Source organism: Clostridium sp. 1001271B_151109_B4 (assembly GCF_015670405.1).
Lineage (GTDB): Bacteria > Bacillota > Clostridia > Clostridiales > Clostridiaceae > Clostridium.
Map to the genome: position 1 here is coordinate 1 of NZ_JADPBQ010000014.1, position 24614 is coordinate 24614.

Consider the following 24614-nt stretch of genomic DNA (forward strand, 5'->3'; position numbering starts at 1 on the left):
CAGTTTTAAAGTTTTATAAATTAATGTTAACAATGATTTGTAATTTACCCCAGCACAAAGAAATTTTTATAGGAGCATGGGGAACTTTAGAAGATAAAGAAAGTAGTATAAATAAATTATTATAATATAGCGGTGTTATAAGTTTATAGAAATATAGATTTATAGCACCGCATTTTTTTTATTTTAATTTAATTTTGATATTTTCTTTTCTAATCTATCAATACGCTTTTTGCTATCATCATTCCAACCCTCTGAAAAAGCTTGTTGAGTTATTTTTAAAGCATTTAATAATTCTCCTTTTTTTTCATATATAATTGCTAATTGCTTATATCCTACATGATTAGGTAAAAATTCTTGTTTAGCAATATAAACTTCTTTAACTTTAGATGATATATTAATTTGTTTTTTGCAGTATTCAATAGATTTATCTAATGCCCCATCTATTTTATCTCTATTACTATAATATAATTTTATTCCATGATGATATGTAAAGTGAACATTTAAAATATCGTCTTCATCATTTATTATGCTTTCAGCTTTTTTTAATATTTTTTCTCCAATATAAAAATTTTCATAAGATGTAAAAGCGCCAATTAAAAAGCAAAGAAAATGTAGTTTGCTCGCTGATGATTTATAAATTTCACCTTTATCAATAACAAAATCATCACCAGCACCAAAAGGTTTATAAATTTCTCTAATTATAGTTCTTTCTTCTTCAGAGAAATCATTTGACCACCATTCTTCAAGATTATAATATGCTATATCTCCACCAATTTTATTAGATTTAAATTTATTAAATATATTAAAAATCATTTCTTAATACTCCTTAAATATTTTTATAAATATTATTATATATGCAAATTAACTACGAATAAACAAAATATATTTTTTAGTATACCAACTTTACTAAACGAAGCTATTCGTTCAGTAGAGTATTTTATTAAAAGTGAAAATTTTAAACTATAGAATTTATTATAATAAAACCTAAAATAAAATTGATATTTTATTATAGCAGTTTTGGAAAACGCCAATTTGGCGGTATCAAAATATTTAATATTAATTATTTAATATAAATACAAAAGGTATAAATTACATATTTTCATGAATGAACTTATTCAAATCTTAATTATAAAATATAAATATAAGGCATTTTTAAGGGGGTGCAAAATAATTCGATTGGGTTTGCTCCTAAAACCCAAAGAGCCAATTAAATAATTGGTGTTTTAATTAAAAAGGAGATAGTTTGAAATGAAAATTGATATTGTGGAAAATGATGGGTTAATCAAAATTTATAATTGCGGTGTTTTAATATTAGAGGAAAGTAGTTATAATGAAATAGTATTAACTATAAAAGAAGCATTAACCACCATTAATGATTTATATCAAATAGAAGTTTTAAAAGAAATTCTAAAGTATATAAAACATAATGAAATGGCGGTGGCTTAATATGAATAATAATATAGCTTGTTATATAAGGGTTTCAAGTGATAAGCAAGACCAGTTAAAGAGTTTAAATCAACAAAGGGAACTATTACAAAAAACATATGAGGAAAATGAAATATTAATGTATAGTGATGTTGGAACTGGTACAAGCTTTAAAAGAAAAGGCTTTAAGGAACTTTTATATGATGCAGGATTAAATGAAAAAATATTAAAAGATAACAGATTAACGTTTGAAGTAGATGAATATAGGGAACCTTTATTTAATGAAATAATAGTGTTAAATACATCAAGATTTGCTAGAAATATTGCAATTATAGATATATTAAGAGTTTTATGGGATTATAAGAAAGTTAATGTTAAATTTTTAGATGTTCAGAAGGATAGTAATAATCCAAGTGATATGATATTATTACAAATGTTTTTTGCTATGGCAGAAAATGAAGTTGCTGAAACTTCTAAAAGAACTAAAAGAGGTAATAAAACTACTATAATGCAAAATAAAATAAGAAATAATAGTATTTTTGGTTGGGATTTTGATAAGGAAACAAATTCATTAATAGCAAATCCAGAAGAAGCAAAAGCAGTAAAATTTATTTTTGAAACTTCTTTAGAATATGGATTAAAAAGGACTGCACAAATTGTAAATGAAGCTGGATATAGAACTAAGAAAGGTAATTTGTGGAGTGATAGCACTATAAGAACATTAGTCGCTAATCCTAAATATAAAGGTTTTAATGTTAGAAATAAATTTAGCAGCGAAAATTTGTTTACAGAAAGCAAAGTTAAATATGTTAGAAAAGAAAATTGGGTTGTTATGGAGAATGAAAGAATTGAACCTTTAATAAGTATTGAATTATGGGAAGCAGTACAAAAGGCACAAGCTGAAAGATGTCTACATGGTAATAAAGGAACTAATTCAAGAAAATACGATACTAGGGGTAAAGTAGTATGTAAGTGTTGTGGTGGTACTTATATAAGAGCAGTTGAAAAAAGAATTATTGATAAACCACAAGGGAAACACTATTTGATTTGTTCCAAGAAAAAAAAGTATACTAAAAAATATTGTCAATCCGAAAACATCAATGTTGAAACGTTAGATAATTTTATTGAAGAGCAAAGAAGGGTATATTATAAAAATATACAATTGCAGATTAATTTAAAGATGATTAAATTAAAGAAAGAATTATCAAAAGTAAATTCTGAAAATGTAGATATGGTTAATGATTTAATAAAGGTTGAAAATGATAAATTAGATACATGTAAAAAATCATTAGAAACACTTATAGACAGTTTTGTAAGTACAACAAGTAAAACTATGCAAGATATTATTAAAGCTAAAATAGAAGGTATTGAAGCGGAGATAATTACAATAGAAAATAATATTGTATCTTTAGAAGTTAAAAAGAATGATAAAGATAAATATATTAGAGAATTAAATAATAAAATAATTGCACTTAAAAAAGAAGGACAACAAATACCAGGGAAAGAATTAACTAGAACTGAATGGTTAGATAAGGTTGATAAAATTGTTGTTGGTGGTAAAAATGATTTAGTTGCAGCATATAAATTAGACTAAATTTTTTTAGCTTCATATACTTCTTAAAGGTGTGAAAGAGGGACTACTAAAGTTGTATAGTATATTTATAGTAAGAGTTAGTGTAAAAGCTAGCTCTTTTTTATTTATAGATAAACTTAAAATATAATGTATATTGCTAGTAATGAATATAAATTAATACAATTAAGAACATAATTTATTTAAAAAGAGTATAATATAAAAAACTTATATGGGGGATAACTATGATAAGTAGACAAGAATATATTACATCATCATTAGAATTGCATCTTTTTTTTGGACGAATTATGAAAGAACATTCATTATTTTTAGAGGCTGGATTTACACCTAAAAATACAAAACTTTCTAAAGAGGCAGAACATTATAAGATTGCTTTTGAAAAACTTTTATTAGACACAGTTAAATTGAGTAATGGAAGGATTAGAGATTCGGTAATCGATTCGGGTGAAATTTTTACTGAGTATACATTAGAAACTGAGAAAAAGACAAAGTATTATACAGGAATAGATATTAATCATAACATAACACTGATGGAAGAAAAGTTAGAGTGTAAAACTACAAATAGTATTGACGGTAAAATAGCAAACAATATAAGACAGCTTAATGCTAGAGCCATAAAATTAGTAGATGGGCTAATAGATCTTAAAATGAGAATTTTAGATGGAATGTTATGTTGTAAGCTATTTACAGTAAACTATCCATTACTTATAGAACATATAATACGAGAAGCAAAATTATATCGTTCATATATAAAAGAACTTGAATTAGATAATAATATAAATAAAGGGAATACTAAGAAAATTGAGTTGTTTTGGGATCAAATTATGATGGAGCATTCTTTATTTATTAGAGGCTTACTTGATCCAAGTGAAGATGAATTAATAAGTACTTCAAATAAATTTGCAAATGAGTTTAGTGAATTAATTCAAAAAGCTGATAATTCTACTGAGATGACGATGCATAGCATTACAAGTGATACATTAATGGAAACTATTAAATTAAGAGATTTTAAGAAAGCGGGCGCAAAGGGGATAGTTGACTGCAAGATAAAATCTATAATATTGCCATTGCTTGCTGACCATGTATTAAGAGAAGCAAATCATTATATACGATTATTAAATGAGTGCAAAGGTGTATAAGGATAGTAATATTTAAAGATTAGTAGAAAATTAAGGTAGTGTAATATTTATGTTATAGGGCTAGTGAAAGCTAGCCTTTTTTTTATGAGTTTTTCTATAAAATTTATATTTTTATCTTCTTTATCTCTTTTTTTTGGAAACATTATGACATATTTCAGCGCTATAATTCTATGTTAACGTAAACAGTTATAAACTATAATTTATATGTATTTAGGAAAGCGCTTTCTTAAAACAACAATATGTTTATGATTACTTATTTTAATTAAAAAACAATGATATGAAGGTAAAAAAGTTATATAGAGGTTAAAATAATGTTTTTTTAAAAAAGAAGAAGTATGGAAATAAGGAGGAATTTTAAATGACACGACTTGGAATTTCTATATATCCAGAACATTCAATAAAGGAAAAGGATATTGAATACATTCGTTTGGCTGGTAAATATGGGTTTAAGAGAGTATTTACATGTTTATTAAGTATAGGTAAAAAAACAAAATCAGAATTAATAGCAGAATTTAAGGAGCTAATTGATGTTGCGCATGAAGAGGGAATGGAAGTAATACTTGATGTTAATCCAAGGGTATTTAAAGATTTAAATGTATCTTATGATGATTTATCTTTATTTAGCGAGATCAATGCAGATGGAATACGCTTAGATGAAGGCTTTGATGGGTTAAAAGAAAGTCTTATGACATATAACGAAGGTGGATTAAAAATAGAGTTAAATGCAAGTTCAGGGAGTGGTTACTTAGATAATGTAATGAGCAATTTTCCAAACAAGGATAAAATTATAACTTGTCATAATTTTTACCCACAAAGATATACAGGGCTAAGTTTAGAACACTTTAATAATTGTAATAAAGCAATGAAAGATTATGGGCTTCATACAGCAGCCTTTGTATCAAGCAATAACATTGATACTTTTGGACCTTGGCCAGTAAAGGAAGGTCTATGTACATTAGAAATGCATCGTGATTTACCTATAGATTTACAAGTAAGACATCTATTTGCTACTAGGATGATTGATGATGTTATGATAGGAAATGCTTATGCTTCAGAAAAAGAATTAAAGGAATGTGCAAATATTAATCCAGGTATTTTAACATTCGGAATTGAGTTAGATAAAGAATTAACTTCAGTGGAGTATGGAATTTTATATTATAAGCAAAATCACGCTAATAGAGGATATGTTAGTGAATATATGGCTCGTTCTAGTGCTCCAAGAGTAACATTTGCTAGTGAAAGTATTCCAAAAGCAAATGCCGTTGATATGAAAAGAGGAGACGTTGTTATATTAAATGATGAATATTCAAGATATAAAGGTGAGCTTCATATTGTATTGAAAGATATGCCTAATGATGGGAGAAAAAATGTAATTGGGCATATACCTAAGGAAGAATTATTTTTACTTGATTATATGGAACCAAGAAAAATATTTACTTTCAAGAAGAGTTTATAAATATTAATAGATATATGAAAGAGAGTGAGAGAATTATATGAAAAGAATATATTTATTTTGTAGTGCAGGAATGTCAACAAGTATGTTAGCTAATATTATGCAAAATGTTGCTGATTCACATAAGCTTCCATTAGAAGTTAAGGCTTTTTCTGATAGTAAAATAGATGAAATAGTTGAAGAAAAAAATCCAGATGTAATTTTACTAGGTCCTCAAGTGAAATATAGATACAAAGAAATTGTAAGTCGTTATGAAAATAAGGGGATTCCAATTGAAGTAATTAATTCAGATGATTACGGAATGATGAATGGAGAAAAAATACTGAAACATGCGATAAAACTTATAAAAAACAATAAATAGAAGGTGAGGAAGTTATTAATGATGAATAAACTGGAGGCAATTTTTATACCTCTTGCCGAAAAAATAGGGAAAAATAAATATTTAACTTCTATTAGGGATGGTTTTTTACTTACAACACCATTATTAATTATAGGATCATTTTTCTTACTTATTGCAAATTTTCCAATTAAAAATTGGACAGAGTTCTGGGCGAGATTTTTTGGGGAAAACTGGACAGCTTATATGGCAAAGCCAACAAATGCAACATTCGATATTATGGCTATTTTAGCAGTAGTAGGAATTGCATATTCTTTTTCAAGAGAATTAAAGGTAGATAAATTATCAGGAGCTGCTGTTGCATTAGTATCTTGGTTTATATTAATGCCATATAAAGTTTCAGATGGTAGTACAACTTTATCAGGAATTCCATTAGATTGGATTGGATCTAAAGGAATATTTATAGGAATAATAACTGCATTTGTATCAGTTCATATATATGCATGGGTAATTAAAAAAGGGTGGGTAATTAAAATGCCTAAGGGGGTTCCACCAGCAGTTACTCAATCATTTGCAGCCTTAATTCCTTCAGCAGTAGTGTTAGGTGTATTCTTTTTAATTAATAGTTTATTAGCACTTACACCATATGGCAATGCTTTTGAGTTTATATTTAGATTTTTACAACAACCACTTTTAGTGTTAGGGAATACATTAGGTGCAGTATTAGTTGCAATGGGATTCCAACATTTCTTCTGGTTCTTTGGAATAAATGGAGGATCTATTGTTGGTAGTATAATGCAGCCAATATTAACTCCTCTTTCAATTGAAAATTTAGCAGCTTTTCAAGCGGGAGCTACTCTGCCAAATGTAATAAATCAACAATTTTATGATTTATTTACTACATTCGGAGGAGCAGGATCAACGTTATCTATGTTAATTGCAATGATTATTGTTTGTAAATCAAAACGTATTAAAAATTTAAGTAAGATTTCAGTTATACCTGCTTTATTTGGAATAAATGAACCTGTTATATTTGGATTACCTATAGTATTAAATCCAACAATTTTAATTCCGTTTTTATTAACACCACTTATAAATATTTTAATATCATATTTTTCAATGGTTAGTGGTTTAGTTCCATTTACTAGTGGAATAAGTATGCCGTGGACAACTCCAGTTATTATATCAGGATTTTTAACAACTGGCTGGAGGGGAGCTGTTCTTCAATTAATTCTTGTAATATTAGGTATATTTATCTATATGCCATTTGTAAGAATGATGGACAAGCAATATCAAAATGACGAACTAAAGGAAAATGATAATTCGGATGATGATATTTCACTTGATGATTTATCATTTGATGATCTATAGGAGGAATGAATAGTATGGAAAATTTAGAAATGCTTTGTTTACAGATTATTTCTAATGTAGGATTAGCAAGATCAAGTTATATTGAAGCAATTAGTAAAGCAAGAGAAGAAGATTTTCAAGGGGCAGAAGAATCTATGATAAGTGGTAAGGAACAATTTTTAAAAGGACATGAACTTCATTTAGAGCTCTTTAAGAAAGAAGGAAGTAATATGTCTATAAATACATCAGTTTTATTAATGCATGCAGAGGATCAGCTCATGAGTGCAGAAGGATTTAAGATTATAGCTGAAGAACTAATAGAAAGTTATAAAAGAATTAACAATCTTGAGAAAAAAATAAAAGGTGTAAATTAATTATGAAAGTTATAATGATATTAGATCAAGTACAATCTGGGTATGGAACAAAAAATGATAAGATGGTTCCACTCACAGGCACTAAGGAAATAATAGGCCCGGCAGTAATTATGAAACCTTATTTAAGTGAAATAGGTGCTAATATAGTTGCAACACTTTATTGCGGAGCTGGAACTTATCTTGAAAATCCCAATGAGGTTAGTCGTAAATTTTGTGCTATGATTAATAAGTTAAAGCCAGACTTTGTAATATGTGGACCATCAGTAAGTTATGCAGAATCTGCCTCTATGTGCGCGAAGGTAGCTTATGATATTATAACAACAACTAATACGAAAGCTTTAGCGGCAGTTTCAATAGATAATGCTGAAATAATAGAAATGTACAAAGATAAAGTTGTAATTGTTAAGACACCAAGAAAAGGTCAGGGTGGATTAAGCGATTCACTAAAGAATATATGTACAGTTGCTAAAAGATTAGTAGATTGTGTAGAACTAGATGATATTAAGAATAAAGTTTGCTTTTAAACATGTAAATATTAAAAATAGCTAAAAAGAAAAAATACTAGGTTAAAACCTAGTATTTTTTTCGGACTTCTAAGAAAGTGTCATATATTTTGATTCAGATTATATAAATATATAATACATTTATAATAACAATTAAATATTTTAAGAATACCCTATAATAAGTATTAAATTTAATGGAGTATAAAAATGGGCTATTATGTTAAGGTTGAATCAAATGTTAAAGTATATGTAGAAGATCTTAATGAAAAGGCTGATAAGGCTATTGTTTTTTTACATGGATGGCCAGGAAGTCATGAATTGTTTGAATATCAATATGATTATTTAGTTGAGAAAGGTTATAGATGTATTGGAATAGATCAAAGAGGGTTTGGAAAATCTGATAGGCCTGTGTGTGGATATGATTATGATACATTAAGTGATGATGTAAAGGCAGTGGTGGATGTATTATGCTTAGATAATTTTATATTACTAGGTCATTCAACAGGAGGTGCTATAGCCATAAGGTATATGGCAAGAAATAATGGTAAAGGAGTAGATAAACTAATTCTTTGTGGAGCAGCAGCTCCAAGCCTTATTAAACGTTCATATTTCCCATATGGAATAAGTAGAGAAGTTGTTGAAGAAATAATAGAAGGAACATATAGTGACAGGCCTAAGATGTTAAAAAAGTTTGGAGAGATATTTTTTTATAAAAAAGTTAGCAAACCCCTTATGGAATGGTTCTTTCAATTAGGGTTACAAGCTGCTGGTTGGTCAACAGCAAAGGTTGCTAATACTTGGTTAGATGAAGAAGAATTATTTGATGATATGAAAAAGATAGATATTGAAACATTAATTTTGCATGGTATACATGATAAAGTTTGTTTATTTCCTTTGGCTTTGGAGCAAAAAAAATTAATAAAGAACAGTAAATTAGTGAAATTCATGAATAGTGGACATGCTACATTTTATGATGAGAGACAGAAATTTAATCAGGAATTAGTTAAGTTTATTGTGAGATAGATTATTAAATAGGGGGATATATAGAATGAAATATGACAAGTTACCATTACAATATAAATTTGACCAATTAGAACCATATATTGATACAGAAACAGTATGTATACATTATACAAAGCATTTACAGGGATATGTTGATAAATTAAATAAGGTACTAGAAGGATATGAAAAATTTACTGATGAAAAAACATTAGAGGAGATACTTTTTAATATTGAAGAAACTCCTATAGAGATAAGAAAAGATGTAATAAAACAAGGTGGTGGAGTAGCAAATCACAATCTTTATTTTTCTATTTTAGGTAATAAACCTAAAAAACATCCAACTGGGGAATTATTAAATGAGATAAATAGAAGATTTGGAGATTTAAGTACATTGAAAGAGGAAGTATCAAATAAGGCGATAAATCAATTTGGATCTGGTTATGGATGGCTTGTTATAGATAAAAAGGGAGAGCTTGATGTGATATCAACATCAAACCAAGATTCACCATTGATGTTTAAAATGAGACCTATATTAACAATAGATGTTTGGGAGCATGCATATTATTTAAAATATAAGAACTTAAGAGCTCAATACGTAAAAAATATATGGAATGTGATAGATTGGAGTAAGATAGAGGAAATATATTTAAAAGAGTGTTCTAAGTAATGGGCATAATATCATGGTATAAGACTATTTAGATTTATTAACAAATTAATAGTGAATAATAAAATTAAAGAAGTATTTAAAATTCATGGGATACAATATTATAAAGTTACAGAGTTTTTACCACATCATTTTAATAAATCACCAGATAAATGGTTCAATTAAATAATAAAAATAGTAAAAGAAGTTAGATAATATCTAGCTTCTTTTACTATTAAAAAATTTTTAGTGAAAGTACATAATTAAATTTTAAATCCCAAATAAATTTCACAAATAGCTGTAACTATAAAGAAAATCCCTATAATATAAGGTGTAGCTAATATTGCTATAAATGGATTAAATAATATTAGTAATCCTAAAATAAATAAAAGGATTATGTATATTGTATGAAAGTTAAATCCTAAATTTTTATATTTAATTGCCATAATGAATAAATAAATTCCTCTAATAAGTGCCCATAAACCAAAAAATAATGCAATTGTATCAAGGGTTTCTGTAGGTGAGAAACAAAGAAGTAATCCAAATAAGATTGAAATTATTCCATTTACAATTAAAAAAACATTATTTAGAGAGGTAAATGATCTAATAATTGCAAATATCCCAGCTACTATTATTAATACTCCACAAATATTAATGAAACTTGAAAATGTACTAAAAGGATTAATGAAAAATAAAATACCTATTATTCCAAATAGGATTCCTTCAACAATAAATAGATATTCTAAGAATTTTTTCAAAAATATCACTCCTTTAAATGTTTGATTATGAAATACATCTTTAGTTTGTGATAAATTTATAATATTATATATAAAATTTTCTATTTAAATATAATTATAAAAGTAGTAAGGAAAATAACCTCTTTTGCAATTATTTTATTTTATGATAATATTAGTTTAATAGAATATATATTATGTTAAGAAAGCACACTTATAATATAATAAGGTCTATATTGTAGGAATAAGAAAGTAAAATGTTAAATGGAGGTATGGTGTGATAAAGAAAACATGTAAACAGTGTGGAAGAGATTTTACTCTTACTGATTCAGAAGTTAATTTTTATAAGAGTAAGGGTTTAGACATTCCCAAAAGATGTAGTGAGTGTAGAAAGAAAAATAAAAATAATAACAATAATATAAATAAAGATAATATAAATAATAAGCAAGAAATTAATAGTTACAGTAATAATGGAAGAGATAATAAGAAGAATAATAAAAAGAGATATACATTTGGAAGTGTTATAGCCGCAGGATTAGTTATTATACTTTTACTTGTTGGTAAGGTATTTAACATAAATCCTAATTGGGGTGAAATATTTAATACAACTCAAAATGAGCAAACTAGCAATGTATCTCTTGAATTTAGAAATGAAAGTCTATGGCAAGATCATTTCTTGAAGCATGGAAGTGAGTTTGGATACTCTACTAAGGAGGAGTACTTAAACGGAGCAAATAAAGTTATTAATTCTGCATCATCTTTACATAAGTTAGAAGCTGAAGATAATGACGAAATTTATTATGATGAAAGTAAGAATGAGATTGTTTTTGTATCATCTGATGGATATATAAGAACTTATTTTAGACCTAGTGAAGGAATTAATTATTATAATAGACAATAAAAAAGTATCTATAGTATATTTGAAAATTGATTTTTGAATATACTGTAGATATTTTTTTTATAATTAATTATGAAATAATGCTTAAAATCAATGGCTAAGGTAATTCAAGTAGGAATAAATTAAATAAAAGTTATATATGGATATTTCTTAAATGAATATATTTTTTCTCTTAATGTTTTATAAAAATAACTTTTAGGAGGTTTATATAACATCTTATAAGTATTTGAATATATTATTATAAGAATTTTAAGAATCGTATAGGAGAAAAGAAATGATCAATTTTAATGAAATTCCTATTATCGAGGAAGGAGAGAAATATATAAAGGAATCCATTGAAAGTTATAAAAAACTCAGTGGAGATGGGGTATTTACTAAAAGGTGCAGTAAGTGGCTTGAAGATAATTTTAAGTTGAATAAAGTACTATTAACTACATCATGTACCCATGCATTAGAAATGGCAGCAATATTATGTGATATTAAAGATGGAGATGAGATTATTGCACCATCATATACATTTGTATCAACTGTAAATGCATTTATTTTAAGAGGTGCAAAGATAGTTTTTGTTGATATAAGGCCAGACACTATGAATATAGATGAAAATTTAATTGAAAAGGCTATTACTAATAAGACAAAGGCGATAATTGCTGTTCACTATGCAGGGGTATCTTGTGAAATGGACAAGATAATGAGTATTGGCAAAAAGTATAATTTATATGTTGTTGAAGATGCAGCACAGGGAGTAATGGCAAAATATAAAGGAAAAGCGCTAGGAAGTATAGGTGATTTTGGATGTTATAGTTTTCATGAAACTAAAAATTATGTTATGGGAGAAGGAGGTGCAATTGTAATAAGAGATAATAAGTATATAGAAAATGCAGAAATAATAAGAGAAAAAGGAACTAATAGAAGTAAATTTTTTAGAGGTGAAATAGCTAAATACAGTTGGGTAGATATAGGCTCTTCATATTTACCAAGTGAGTTAAATGCAGCATATTTATACGCACAATTAGAAATAGCAAAGAAAATTAATGATGATAGATTAAAGTCATGGAATATTTATTACAATGGCATGAAAGAGCTAGAGGAAAATAAATATATAGAACTTCCTTATATTCCTAAAGAATGTGAGCATAATGGACATATGTTTTATATTAAAACTAAGGATTTAGATGAAAGAACTAGGTTAATAAAGTATTTAAAAGAAAATGGTATTTTAGCTGTATTTCATTATGTACCATTACATTCATCTGAGGCTGGGGTTAAGCTTGGAAGGTTTAATGGGCAAGATATTTATACTACTAAAGAAAGTGAAAGGTTGTTAAGATTACCAATGTATTATGGATTAAAGCAAGAATCTTTAGAATATATAGTAGATAAGATAAAAGCGTTTTATAATCAATAAAAATTAATTTTTTTTAGGAGAATATACAATGGATATAATCGGAGATAACATTAGCTTGAGAAAAATGGAAATTAGTGATACTAAAAATATAATAAAATGGAGAAATAATTTAAATGTAAAAAAGAATTTTTTTATACAAGAAGATTTGAATGAAAAGACACATTATTCATGGATAAAAAATAATGTGAATAAAGGTAAAGTTATTCAGTTCATTATTGTAAGTAATAAACTGAACAAGGATATTGGAACAGTATTTTTAAAAGACATTGATAAAAAAAATAGTAAAGCAGAATTCGGAATATTTATTGGGGCGGACTCTGAAAGGGGAAAAGGGTTTGGAACTGAAGCAGCAGTATTAATATGTAATTATGCTTTTCAAAACTTAAAGCTGCATAGAATATATTTAAGAGTATTTGATCATAATGATCAAGCGAAAAAAAGCTATTATAAGGCTGGTTTTAGGCAAGAAGGTATCTTGAAAGATGATATATTTATAAAAGGAAAGTTTTATGATGTTGTTATTATGAGCATCATTAATTCTTAAGGAAAGGATGGTATATGAATAATAAAAGTATATGTTTTATAGTTATAGGAGAGGATCAAATTAAGGCTAAGGAATGTATATTTTTTATTAAAAATTTATATGTTCCAATAGGATATGATATAGAAATTATAGAAAAGTATAATATAAAAAATAGAGCAAATTTTTATAATCAAGTTATTAGTGAAAATGATTCAAAATATAAAGTATATATAAATGGAAATACAATAATATTAAATTCACACTTTATTGAAGATATGTTAAGCTTATTTTTAAATAAAAGTATAGGAGTTTTAGGTATCGCAGGAGCAAAGCAATTACCTGTTAGTGGAAAGTGGTGGGAGTCAAAGTCTAAATATGGGGAGTTTTATGAAGTATTTAATGAAAATGTACAACTAAATTCATTTATAAAACCCAAAGCTGAATATGAGAATGTTCAAGTAATAGACGGGAGTATTATGGCAACTCAATATGATTTTAAGTGGAGAGAAGATTTATTTAATGATAAATACTTTCTTTATGAATCTCAATGCTTAGAAATTGCTAAAGGTGGATATGATATTGTAATACCTAAACAAGTAAATAAATGGTGTCTAAAAAAAGATATAGAAAAAATAGATGAAGAAAAAGTTAATTATTATCAAAAGATATTTTTAAAAAGTTATGAATTAATAGATCTTAATAAAGATAATTTATTTAATTTTAATACTGAAAATGCTATGAATATTATAAATGAAAATAGAAATAGATATGAAGAATATATTGAATGGATAAATCAAAATTTAGATATAAAAAGATATGATATTGTAGCAAATTTAATATATGAAGTAAGTAAAGAAACTTTTTTGAAGCATGCTGGTATTTTTGCAAGTCAAAAGATTGAGGAAGCACTACAAAAATGTGCAGATAGTATAAATAGTAAGAGTCTAAATAGGATAGAGAATAAATTTGCCAAGAGAAGAGTACTACATGTATTGAGCGAGGGATATTCTACTGGAGGACATACTAGACTTGTAAAGCATTGGATAGAAAGTGATACAGATTCTATTCATAGTGTAATAACAACGTGGCAAGATATAACATTACCAGCTTGGTTAGTAAACTCTGTGTTAAACAGTGGAGGTAGCGTTAAAAGTTTAAATAATAATGATAAATTTATGGAGAGAGCTACTATCCTAAGAGAATATGCATACAAGAATGCTGATATAGTAGTACTTCATATTCATATGTATGATCCAATTGCATTAATTGCATTTGGAGTTAAAGGAGGTCCCCCTGTTTTATTATTAAATCATGCTGACCATTGTTTTTGGATAGGAGCTAGTATTGCAGATGTAATAATTGATTGCAATGAGTATGGAAGTAAAATAACTAAGTATAGGAGAGGAAGAAGAGAAGGTACTATTTTACCAATTCCACTAAAAAAGCCTGGAGAACTAAATAAATATGAATTAAGAAAAAGATATAATATTAGAGATAATAAGAAAGTTATATTAACAATAGCAACTGAGCATAAATTTAATAGTATAAATGATATAGATTACTGTGAAATTGTAAAATGTATTTTGAAAAATACAAAAGATACTGTATTTATAATTATTGGACCTAGAAATGAAGGGAAATTTAAAATGCTTTCAGACATTAGTGAAGAGCGAGTTTTGGTTTTAGGAGTTCAAAATGAAATTGAAGAATTTTATCAAATGTCTGATTTATATTTGGATGTTTTTAGTATGGGAAGTTTTACTTCAGAGTTAGATGCTATGTTAAGAGGGTTGCCTGTAATAAAGTTTAAGAACAAAATATATCCTAAATTAAATACTATGTTTGATGAATTAGAATTATTAAGTTTTGAAAATATTGGGCAAATAATAGATTGTATAAATGAATATGAAAATGATAAAGAAAATAGCATTGTTCTTAAAGCACAACAAATGAAAGAATTTGTATTAGAAAATAATGTTTTAAGAACTAGTGAGTATATAAAAGGTATATATAAATCGGTTGATGAGCATTTGATATATAAGCTTAATATAGAAGATAAAATTGATTATTATGATTTATATTGGGCTTTGTTTAATCACTAGTAATTTTTTGAAGAGTGAATTAATTGCTGAAGGAGGAAATTAACATACAATATAAGTATTTTAATTTCCTCCTTTCTTTAATAATATTGGATTAAGAAAGTTTATATTATAATATTTTTTATTTATTGACTTAAAAAAACTGTAGTATTATTTGATTACCATAGGTATATTGTAAAATATTATTCTTATCTTAAAAAAATATGATTATATTTATTCTATTAATATTTTAGCAAAACAACGATTATTATCTTATATTAATTATTCGGATTCAGTATCTCAATAAGGGAAAAAATTTTTAAAGGTATATTAAAATTTATTTAAAGTATCTAAATAATATTAAAATAGGAATACATTTGTTGTATTCCTATTTTTTTATATAAAAATTAATTATACTATCTCCATAAGAAAATTTGCTATTTATTATAAAGTTAAATTTAATCAAGTAGTCATGGAATAAAGATAGATTATTTGCATTTTCTGCATTAGGATCAGTATATAAGGTTGAGGAAATAAATATAGCAATATTTTTAGCGGTTTCTAAAGCTTTAAAAACTAAGTTTTTAGCCATAACATCTGTTAAAAATTTATCTCCATCATTTATTAAAATATAATCAAAATCAATATTATTGCTATCAATAGAAAAAGTTTTAAATAGCTTATTGGCTATTTTATATGAACCATTAGAGCTATCTCCAATATAAAAATCAAGATTTCTTCTATAAAACTTAAGCATTAAACCATTAACACCACAATTTCCGTATACATCTAATATCTTTAAGTTTTCTATTTCAGGAACTAAGTTTAAATAAGCTAAATTGAAATGAACTTCTTTAATATCAATTCCCCATTTTTTTTCGAATTTTTCTTGATTTTCTTTTAGCACTTTACCATAGGAACTATCTTCACTAAACGAAGCACTACCATAGTGATGAACAAATGTATCTCTGCATAAGAGAAGTTTATATCCTGCAGTTATTATTCTTAAACAATAGTCATCATCCTCAAAATTTCCAGGGAAGTAAATTTCATCAAGTAATCCGACTTTATTTAAAACTGATCGTTTAATAAGCATACTATATCCAACCAGCATAATCCTTTCTTCCCAATTAGCTTTATTACTTATATTTATTTTAGAAGCAAAGTCTTGCATTTCATCTATTGTTTTATAATTAATAGGTATACTTTGCCAGTATGAAGAGGAATTGGTTATAGGACTAACAGCACCTATATTTTCATTACTATATAAGGCAGTTCTTAAGTTTGTAAGCCAATTACTAGTAACAACAATGTCATTATTTAAAAGTAAAATATCATTTTTAGGATTAGCTAGTTTTATACCATCATTACAGCCACCGGGAAAGCCTCTATTAGAAGTATTTAATTGAAGTTTTATATCATATTGATTTTTTAACCAATTTTTTGTTTCTTCATTAGAATTATTATCTATAACAATAATTTCATAGTTTTCATTAGAGGTATATTTTCTAATACTTTCTATACATTGTTTAGTGTAATTTAAGTTATTATAACTTAAAACTATTATACTTGTTCCTGTATCGTTATCATTAGAGGAATTAATATTTGATGATGAATGAGTAAAGTATTCAGCTAAGACCTTGTCTCTATAAAAATAATAGTTTTCAGTACTAACATCACCACAATCATGAATTATCCAAGGAGTATTTTGTTGAGGTATTACAATTTTTTTATTTTGTTTTAAGAATTCAAGTGATTGCGAAATGTCATAGAAATGCCAACCATCTAAAATATCTTCTCTCCAAGGTATATCAAATTGTGTAATTAGAATAAAACCATCTAATAGAGAAACTTCTTCATATTTATTTTGAGGGGATTGGAAGGAGAGAAGTGTTAAATGAGAATTTCTTATTTCATATAATTCTCCAAAAAGGTTTGAGGCTTCCCACCAGACTAGTGAAGATGGAATTTCTTTAGAGCCAGCAAAACCTATTAATCCTATTTGATTATCTGTAAATATATCTATAATATTATTTAAAAAATTAGGATTAATTATATATACATCTTGATGTAGGTATATTTTATATTTTCCAGTTGCTTTTTTCATACCTTCGTTGTATGCACTTGCTAGAGAATTTGCGTTTCTAATTTGTATAATTTCAATACTATAATCCTTAGGAATAGTTAATTGTGATATAAAACGTAAGGAATTTTCTAATAATACATCATTATTAACACAAAAAATAAAACTAATAATATAATTATTATCCATACGATGCCTCCCAAAAAAATATATAGTATATAGTATGAAAGTAATAAATTAAGTGATTCCTACTATTAATCCAAGAAGGAATAATAAAACTCAAAGACACTTATCTTTATGAGGACAATACATACATATTTCTTCAAAATATCTATATTATTTATAGCCTTCGCGAGTCGTTGTTTTATATATTAAAGCAACTTTCAAATACTTTATTTACATGTAAAAGTATTTAAAAATATATCAATAAATAAATTTTTGGAATATATTTAAATGAAAAATAATATAAATAAATGATTAATTTTTTTGGAGTAAAATATATGATAGTAGCTGATAGTACTATCTTAGATCAAATTAGACAATATCAATATAAGCCTAATAATTATTATATGAAAAAACAAGTATAATTATTTTATCTTATAACGAAATTGCTTGTACAAAAATATGTATTGAGAGTGTTAGAAAATTTACTGATAATAATTTTATTGAAATTATAGTAGTTGACAATGGGTCCATAGATGGGACTGTAGAATAGTTGAAAAAACAAAATGATTTAGTATGCTTTATAAATAAAGAGAGGGAATATCAATTTAAAGCTGATAAGTATTATCTAAAAATATCTAAATTGAATTAATTTATAATTAAAATATTAATAAATTAGGAGATATTGATGAAAGTAAGGAAAGCTATAATACCAGCGGCAGGATTAGGAACTAGATTATTACCTGCTACAAAAGCACAGCCGAAAGAAATGCTTCCAATAGTTGATAAGCCAACTATTCAATATATAGTTGAAGAAGCTGTGAATTCAGGAATTGAAGAAATTTTAATAATAACAGGAAGAAATAAAAAATCAATAGAAGATCAATTTGATAAATCAATAGAATTAGAAATGGAATTAGAGAAGGCTGGTAAAGTAAAAGAATTAGAGATTGTTAGAAATGTATCTAATATGGTGGATATTCATTATATAAGACAAAAAGCACCAAAAGGTTTAGGGGATGCAATTCATTGTGCTAAATCTTTTGTAGGAGATGAACCATTTGCTATAATGTTAGGTGATGATATTATAGATAGTAAAGTACCATGTTTAAAGCAATTGATGACGTGCTTTAATGAATATAAAACATCAATACTAGGTGTTCAAAGAGTTGATGCAAATGAAGTTATGAAATATGGAATAATAAAAGAATTATATATTGAAGGGAATGTATATAAAGTAAAGGGAGTAATTGAAAAACCTACGTTAGAAGAGGCGCCAAGTAATATTGCAATTTTAGGTAGGTATATAATTACTCCGCAAATATTTGAGATATTGGAAGATACTAAACCAGGAAAAGGAAATGAAATTCAATTAACAGATGCTTTACAAACTTTAATTTCAAGAGAAGCAATGTATGCCTACGAATTTGAAGGTAAAAGGTATGATGTAGGTGACAAATTTTCTTTTTTACAAGCTAATATCGAATTTGCATTAAAAAGAGAAGAATTAAGAGAAAAGCTTTTAGAATATTTAAATAAAAATAAGTGGTAAAGATGAAAAACCTATGGATTTATATTGAATTTTAAATCTATAGGTTTTTTTATTATTTAAAATAATATTTTGATTTTATTAGTATATCAAGTTTTTCACAAAGTTTAATCCAATTAAAATTATTTGAGGTAAAGTTTTGTATATCAGTACAAGCTTCTTTAAGTTTGCTTTCATTATTGCAAATGGAAGTTAAAAGATCTGCTTATTTATTGTCTAAAGCAATAGTAAATGTTATAGTTTAAATAAAAAAAGATGGAGGGAAATAATGAAGGAAAAGTTAACAGCACTTCCACCTATAGGAATGCGTATTATTAAATCATCAATTGGAGTACTGTTAGGATTTATTATTTATTTAATTAGAGGAAGACAAGGGGCTCCTTTTTACACTGCATTATCGGTATTATGGTGTATGCAGCCATATACAAGTAATGCAAAAGCTAATGCTATTCAAAGAACAATAGGAACATTTATAGGAGCGTTTTTTGGACTAATAGTGATATTAATAGAGTTTTATTTATTGCCATTAGACAATGAATTAATAAGATATATTTTAATATCAATACTAATAATACCTGTAATATATACAACGGTTATAATTAATAAAAAAAATGCTTCATATTTTTCATGTGTTGTATATTTGAGTATAGTAGTAAATCATCTTACTGATACCAATCCATATTTATTTGTTATAAACAGAATTTTAGATACAATGATTGGAATAATTTTAGCATTAATAATAAATACAGCAAGAATTCCACGAAAGAAAAATAAAAATGTTTTATTTGTATCTGAGTTAGACAAGGTATTATTAAATATGCAATCAACGTTAACACCATATAGTAAGATTGAATTAAATAAAATGCTAGATGATGGAGCAAAGTTTACAATAGAAACAATGAGAACACCAGCAGCTTTATTAGAGGCGTTAAAAGATATAAGAATAAAATTACCAGTTGTAACTATGGATGGAGCCATGCTATTTGATATAAAGAACAATAGATGTTTAAAACTATATAAAATGAGTTATTTAGAAAGTAAAGAGTTAATTAATTTATTTAATGATAGAGATTTACATTGCTTTGTTAATGTAGTGGTTGAGGATTCAGTATTAATATATTATGGAGATTTCAAAAATGAGGCTGAAGAGACAATATATAAAGAATTGAGATATTCACCATATCGTAATTATATAAAAGAAGAACTACCAGAAAGGTATGGTGCAGCTTATTTAATGACTATAGATAAAAGTGAAAAAATAGATGAAATATATGAAGAATTAAAATTGAAAGGATATGTAAATAGATTTAAGATTTTAAAGTATCCATCGGAAGATTTTAAAGGGTATTCATATATAAAAATATATAATAAAAAAGCTAATAAAGAAAATATGATAAATGAAATAAAAAAAATGGTTGATGTTGATAAAATAATTAGATTTGAAACTACTCAAGAATCAACAGGTGTAATAATAGGTAAAAATGATTCAAATGAGATGGTTAAAAATTTAAAGAAGATATATGAACCGTATTTCTGGGAGAAACAATAAAAAGTTATTTAAAAAAGGATGTATAAATAATTGCTATTTAACCTAAGCAAATTTATACATCCTTTTTAATATTTTATACAAATGTTTCACTTGATTTATTAGCTTTATCAATTTCTGATAAGGCATGTACTCTAAGCATATTAATTATAACTGAAAAAAAATAAGCATAATATAAGTTTTCATAAGGTGTTAAATTAGTATTTTGTGATAATAAGTCATTTTGTAATTTCTTCTCTTCTAATCTGTCAGAAGCAACAATGAATAATATAGCATATCCAACTAATATTAACTCAGCTCCAAGTAAAGTGACTGATGAAGCTGTTTCTCCAGTATTATTTATATCTAAACTATCTAAAATATCTATGTTAGCTCCATGAATGAATAAAAAATATCCAATTACTAATAAAGAAGAACCAAATTTTTCGAGTGATGCAAATTTAATATCTAATTGTTTAAAATACTCATCTAATTCTTCAGAACTATTTTCTTTTTTTTTATCTTGCAACTTAATATCCCCCATAGATTGATTTTTACGAAGATATCATATTATATAAATATATGATTTATAAATAGGTTTTGTACAAAACATATTTATAAAAAAAGAAAAAAAGAAGGGGTGTCCCTTCTTTAATAATAGAACTATATAAATAATGCATCCTTATAACGTCTATTAATAATATAATAATTTTTTAATAGTTCAGTAAATACTTTTTTCAATTCAACTAGTTTTATTATGTTGGTATTTATTTCGCTTAATAAATTCTCCCACAATGGATTTTTATTATAATTAGTATCTTCAATAAATAATTTAAATAAATCATAAATTAATTTAGAGTTGTATTCACCAATGTGTTGAATAGTTTTTGGATTATTTAAATTGAGTATAGCTTTATTTAAAGATTCTTTATTGCCTAATGAAAAATAAATTAAAGATTCAATTACGCTATCTGGAATTATTAATCTATGATCAATTATGCCGCTATTATAAGATAAATATTCAAGTGCTTTATTGAAGTCATTTAATCGATAATAAGCCCAAGCAATAATTGAGTTAAGGTGTTCAATAAAATAAATGTTTTTGAATTTTTTAGCCATATTCAAAGAAATTTCTAAATAATTAATAGCATCACTATAATTATCCAACATAAAATAAACTTCTGCAATCTTTTCATAAGAAGACATAATGCTTATAATATTACCTTCAGCAACATATAAGTCTAAAGCTTTATTAATTGAATCGTAAGCTTTAATCGGATTATTTTCAATTCTATATGCATATGATAGCCAAAAATAACAATGTCCAGTTTCTTTAAGTGATAAAGCTTCTTGAATGAGCTCTTTACCACGAATTTTATTATTAGAAAGTATTAATATATCTATTCCTGCATAGAAATTATATATATGTTTTTGTTTAGAAGTTAGCAAATCAAAGGATGATAAAAGCATATTTTGAGAATACTCAAACTTATCTCTGTTTGGGGTAGATGAATATCTCGCTAATTTTGCTAAGAAGTAATCAAGTATCAAAGGCGAGGCTAAATATTTATCTTCATCTTTTTCTAAATTATCGAATAATTTGTTAGTGTAATCAAATTCATTATAATTCAAATTAGTAAAAAAATCATTTAAGTATTTTTTTCCTCTTTGTAAAAATTCATCAGAATCATAAAATTTTAAACCAAGTCTATCAAAAATAACTGAAATTACATCTTCACTTGGTAATAATTCACCATTTTCTATTCGGCTTAAATATGAAGGAACACAGATACCCTTTGATAATTGTTTTTGATTAATGTTTTTATTGATTCGATTTAATTTAATTATAGATCCAATTATTTTTTTACTATTTACATATTTATCAATCATTTATTAATCCTCTCAACCATAGTTAAAATTAATTTTTATTTATAGTAATTAATAATATAATGTATTTTTATTTGGGTTTACTATAGTTTACTATAATTGGGGTATCACTTGCAAAGGTATTAAGAAATAATTACTACTTTATGATTAACGCTTTAGACTTAGAAGTGGCTTAAATAGGTGAAAAGAGAGGAATGTGTGAAATCATTGTAAAAAAAAGGTGCTTAAATATATATAAATAATACCAAATTTAACATAACATATTTTATTTTAATTATTGACGATTATTTATGAATTAGATATAATGTAAACATAAACAAAGAAATAATATTTAAAAATGAAAAAAATTAACAATTCCTTTTTAGGAATTTATTTTTTAATTTTATTGGAAACGATACCTAAAAGTGTTTCATGTTGTAATATATTTGTATTGTAGTAGTTTTTATAGTAAACAAGCTAGAGAGTTATCTTTGAATTACTCATGAAAACATTTTCAATAATTGAAATCGTTTCTGAAATTACTTATTTGTAAATATGTATTTAAGTTATATTAACTTTAAATAAATTGATTTTTGTAAAAGTGGAGGAGAATTATTATGAAAAAATTATTAGTAACATTACTTGTTGCAGCTACTTCGTTAAACTTTGTAGCTTGTGGATCAAGTGATAATGGGGATAGCAAAAAAGGACAAGAAAATAATACAGCTACATCATCTAGTAATGAAAAAGTAACTTTAAAGGTGCAAGCTGAAAAAGACTGGATGTCTTACTATGAAAAGGTTAAAGATACTATAGTAGAAAAGTATCCAAATGCAACAATTGAATTAATTGAAACAGGATCATTTGATCACCTAGATGTATTAGATCAAACAGATGCAACAAACTCTGATGTTGCAGACGTATTTGCTTTACCTGCAGATAGATTATATGGTTTAGCTAAAAACCAAGTTTTAGCTGCAATGCCTGCAGATGAAATGGCAGAGGAAGTTGGAGGATTTACTAATTTCGATGAAGGATTAGGTGGAAACTTTAATATTGATGGAGAATATTTAGCATTCCCTTACAACATAGAAACATTAATTGGTTATGTTAATTTAGAAAATGCAAAAGCTGCAAACATCGATACAACTCAAAATATAGAATTCACAGATTTAGAATATAATCAAATTTTAACTACAGTTCACGATGCTTGGTATGGAGTTGCATTTACAAATTCAGCTGATTTTGAATTATTAACAAAAGAATTAACAAGTGATGGAACTAAAGAATGGGCAGATTTAACTGAAGAGCAACAAAAATTATTTGAAGGATTATATAACTACTGGAAAGGTCACAAAGAAAATAACACATCTTTATGGGATAAAGATGCAGCTAGTGGATATATAGAAGAACAATTCAAAACTGGTGGAAGCGATGTTATCAAGATCGATGGACCTTGGGCAACATCTTCAGTTAGTGAATTAGTAGGAAGCGCTGAAAATATGGAAATCATTCCATTAAGTAAAATCACATTTAATGGACAACCATTAAAACACTGGAAAGGTGGATGGGGTCTTGGAATAAATGCAAGATGTGAAGATGATGAAGCTAAAATGGAAGTTGCACAAGCATTTATAAAAGAATTAGTTAACCCAGATAACGCTAAAGAATTATTCGATGCTACTGGTAAAGTATTAGAAAATGCTACAATTGCAGATTATGAAGGAATTGATGAATTACAATTAAAAGTTATAGAAGCAACTTACGAAAGTTATGAAGTAGCTGAAAACAGACCTCTATTCAGTGAATATGGACAAGTTTGGGATACATGGCAAAACTCTTTATTATCATGGTCAGCTAAGAATCCTGCAAATGCAGAAGAAGCATATAAAGAAGTTAAAGCTTCATTTGATGGTATGATGTCTAACTTTAATTAATAAAGTTAAATATAAATTTAATAGTATATTAAGA

At 26.1% G+C, this 24614-nt stretch carries 21 protein-coding genes and 1 pseudogene; 17 read left to right on the forward strand and 5 right to left on the reverse strand.

Annotated elements, in window-relative coordinates; genetic code table 11:
* Positions 1 to 183: 183 nt before the first annotated feature.
* Positions 184 to 813, reverse strand: coding sequence for a hypothetical protein (locus I4V63_RS10460; RefSeq protein ID WP_196001200.1), 630 nt, complete (start codon positions 811 to 813; stop codon positions 184 to 186).
* A gap of 435 nt (positions 814 to 1248) precedes the next feature.
* Here I4V63_RS10460 and I4V63_RS10465 point away from each other — a divergent pair, with 435 nt between their 5' ends.
* The 10 genes from I4V63_RS10465 to I4V63_RS10510 all read left to right on the forward strand — a co-directional run bounded on the left by I4V63_RS10465 (position 1249) and on the right by I4V63_RS10510 (position 9841).
* Complete coding sequence (locus I4V63_RS10465; RefSeq protein WP_196001201.1) at positions 1249 to 1446, forward strand: hypothetical protein; 198 nt, start codon at positions 1249 to 1251, stop codon at positions 1444 to 1446.
* Position 1447: 1 nt separating this feature from the next.
* Complete coding sequence (locus tag I4V63_RS10470; protein WP_196001202.1) at positions 1448 to 3019, forward strand: recombinase family protein; 1572 nt, start codon at positions 1448 to 1450, stop codon at positions 3017 to 3019.
* Positions 3020 to 3240: 221 nt separating this feature from the next.
* A complete protein-coding gene (locus I4V63_RS10475) occupies positions 3241 to 4155 on the forward strand; it encodes a DUF2935 domain-containing protein (protein WP_196001203.1) in 915 nt (304 codons plus the stop codon).
* A 358-nt stretch (positions 4156 to 4513) separates the two neighbouring features.
* Entirely contained in the window at positions 4514 to 5611 is a 1098-nt protein-coding gene (locus tag I4V63_RS10480; RefSeq protein ID WP_196001204.1) for a MupG family TIM beta-alpha barrel fold protein, read from the forward strand.
* A 37-nt stretch (positions 5612 to 5648) separates the two neighbouring features.
* Positions 5649 to 5969 (forward strand): PTS sugar transporter subunit IIB, encoded by a 321-nt coding sequence (locus I4V63_RS10485; protein WP_196001205.1) that lies wholly within the window; start codon positions 5649 to 5651, stop codon positions 5967 to 5969.
* 18 nt (positions 5970 to 5987) lie between these two features.
* The gene (gene celB, locus I4V63_RS10490; protein WP_196001206.1) at positions 5988 to 7316 is read left to right on the forward strand and encodes a PTS cellobiose transporter subunit IIC; all 1329 of its coding nucleotides are present in this window, start codon (positions 5988 to 5990) and stop codon (positions 7314 to 7316) included.
* Between the two features lie 14 nt (positions 7317 to 7330).
* Positions 7331 to 7669, forward strand: coding sequence for a PTS lactose/cellobiose transporter subunit IIA (locus I4V63_RS10495; RefSeq protein ID WP_196001207.1), 339 nt, complete (start codon positions 7331 to 7333; stop codon positions 7667 to 7669).
* A 2-nt stretch (positions 7670 to 7671) separates the two neighbouring features.
* Complete coding sequence (locus I4V63_RS10500) at positions 7672 to 8193, forward strand: GrdB-related putative oxidoreductase (protein ID WP_196001208.1); 522 nt, start codon at positions 7672 to 7674, stop codon at positions 8191 to 8193.
* 186 nt (positions 8194 to 8379) lie between these two features.
* On the forward strand, positions 8380 to 9195 hold the full coding sequence (locus tag I4V63_RS10505) for an alpha/beta hydrolase (RefSeq protein WP_196001209.1): 816 nt from the start codon (positions 8380 to 8382) through the stop codon (positions 9193 to 9195).
* A 25-nt stretch (positions 9196 to 9220) separates the two neighbouring features.
* Positions 9221 to 9841 (forward strand): superoxide dismutase, encoded by a 621-nt coding sequence (locus tag I4V63_RS10510; RefSeq protein WP_196001210.1) that lies wholly within the window; start codon positions 9221 to 9223, stop codon positions 9839 to 9841.
* A 239-nt stretch (positions 9842 to 10080) separates the two neighbouring features.
* Here I4V63_RS10510 and I4V63_RS10515 read toward each other — a convergent pair whose 3' ends face one another.
* A complete protein-coding gene (locus tag I4V63_RS10515) occupies positions 10081 to 10575 on the reverse strand; it encodes a DUF308 domain-containing protein (protein ID WP_196001211.1) in 495 nt (164 codons plus the stop codon).
* 253 nt (positions 10576 to 10828) lie between these two features.
* Between I4V63_RS10515 and I4V63_RS15930 the strand changes: the two are divergent.
* From I4V63_RS15930 to I4V63_RS10535, 4 genes and pseudogenes are all read left to right on the forward strand, one after another.
* Positions 10829 to 10969: pseudogene (locus I4V63_RS15930) on the forward strand (zinc-ribbon domain containing protein); the annotation flags it as partial.
* A 754-nt stretch (positions 10970 to 11723) separates the two neighbouring features.
* Positions 11724 to 12857, forward strand: coding sequence for a dTDP-4-amino-4,6-dideoxygalactose transaminase (gene rffA / locus I4V63_RS10525; RefSeq protein WP_196001213.1), 1134 nt, complete (start codon positions 11724 to 11726; stop codon positions 12855 to 12857).
* Positions 12858 to 12885: 28 nt separating this feature from the next.
* Positions 12886 to 13401 (forward strand): GNAT family protein, encoded by a 516-nt coding sequence (locus I4V63_RS10530; protein WP_196001214.1) that lies wholly within the window; start codon positions 12886 to 12888, stop codon positions 13399 to 13401.
* A 14-nt stretch (positions 13402 to 13415) separates the two neighbouring features.
* Complete coding sequence (locus tag I4V63_RS10535; protein WP_196001215.1) at positions 13416 to 15482, forward strand: glycosyltransferase; 2067 nt, start codon at positions 13416 to 13418, stop codon at positions 15480 to 15482.
* A gap of 364 nt (positions 15483 to 15846) precedes the next feature.
* Here the strand turns inward: I4V63_RS10535 and I4V63_RS10540 are convergent, their stop codons facing one another.
* Positions 15847 to 17730, reverse strand: a complete 1884-nt coding sequence (locus I4V63_RS10540; protein ID WP_196001216.1) for a glycosyltransferase — start codon at positions 17728 to 17730, stop codon at positions 15847 to 15849.
* A gap of 661 nt (positions 17731 to 18391) precedes the next feature.
* Here I4V63_RS10540 and galU point away from each other — a divergent pair.
* On the forward strand, positions 18392 to 19255 hold the full coding sequence (gene galU, locus I4V63_RS10550; RefSeq protein WP_196001217.1) for a UTP--glucose-1-phosphate uridylyltransferase GalU: 864 nt from the start codon (positions 18392 to 18394) through the stop codon (positions 19253 to 19255).
* A gap of 265 nt (positions 19256 to 19520) precedes the next feature.
* Entirely contained in the window at positions 19521 to 20801 is a 1281-nt protein-coding gene (locus I4V63_RS10555) for an HAD hydrolase family protein (RefSeq protein WP_196001218.1), read from the forward strand.
* 73 nt (positions 20802 to 20874) lie between these two features.
* Here I4V63_RS10555 and I4V63_RS10560 read toward each other — a convergent pair whose 3' ends face one another.
* Complete coding sequence (locus I4V63_RS10560; RefSeq protein WP_196001219.1) at positions 20875 to 21306, reverse strand: hypothetical protein; 432 nt, start codon at positions 21304 to 21306, stop codon at positions 20875 to 20877.
* A 134-nt stretch (positions 21307 to 21440) separates the two neighbouring features.
* Entirely contained in the window at positions 21441 to 22667 is a 1227-nt protein-coding gene (locus I4V63_RS10565) for a helix-turn-helix transcriptional regulator (RefSeq protein WP_196001220.1), read from the reverse strand.
* 593 nt (positions 22668 to 23260) lie between these two features.
* Between I4V63_RS10565 and I4V63_RS10570 the strand changes: the two genes are divergently transcribed.
* Complete coding sequence (locus I4V63_RS10570; protein ID WP_196001221.1) at positions 23261 to 24580, forward strand: extracellular solute-binding protein; 1320 nt, start codon at positions 23261 to 23263, stop codon at positions 24578 to 24580.
* Positions 24581 to 24614 lie beyond the last annotated feature (34 nt).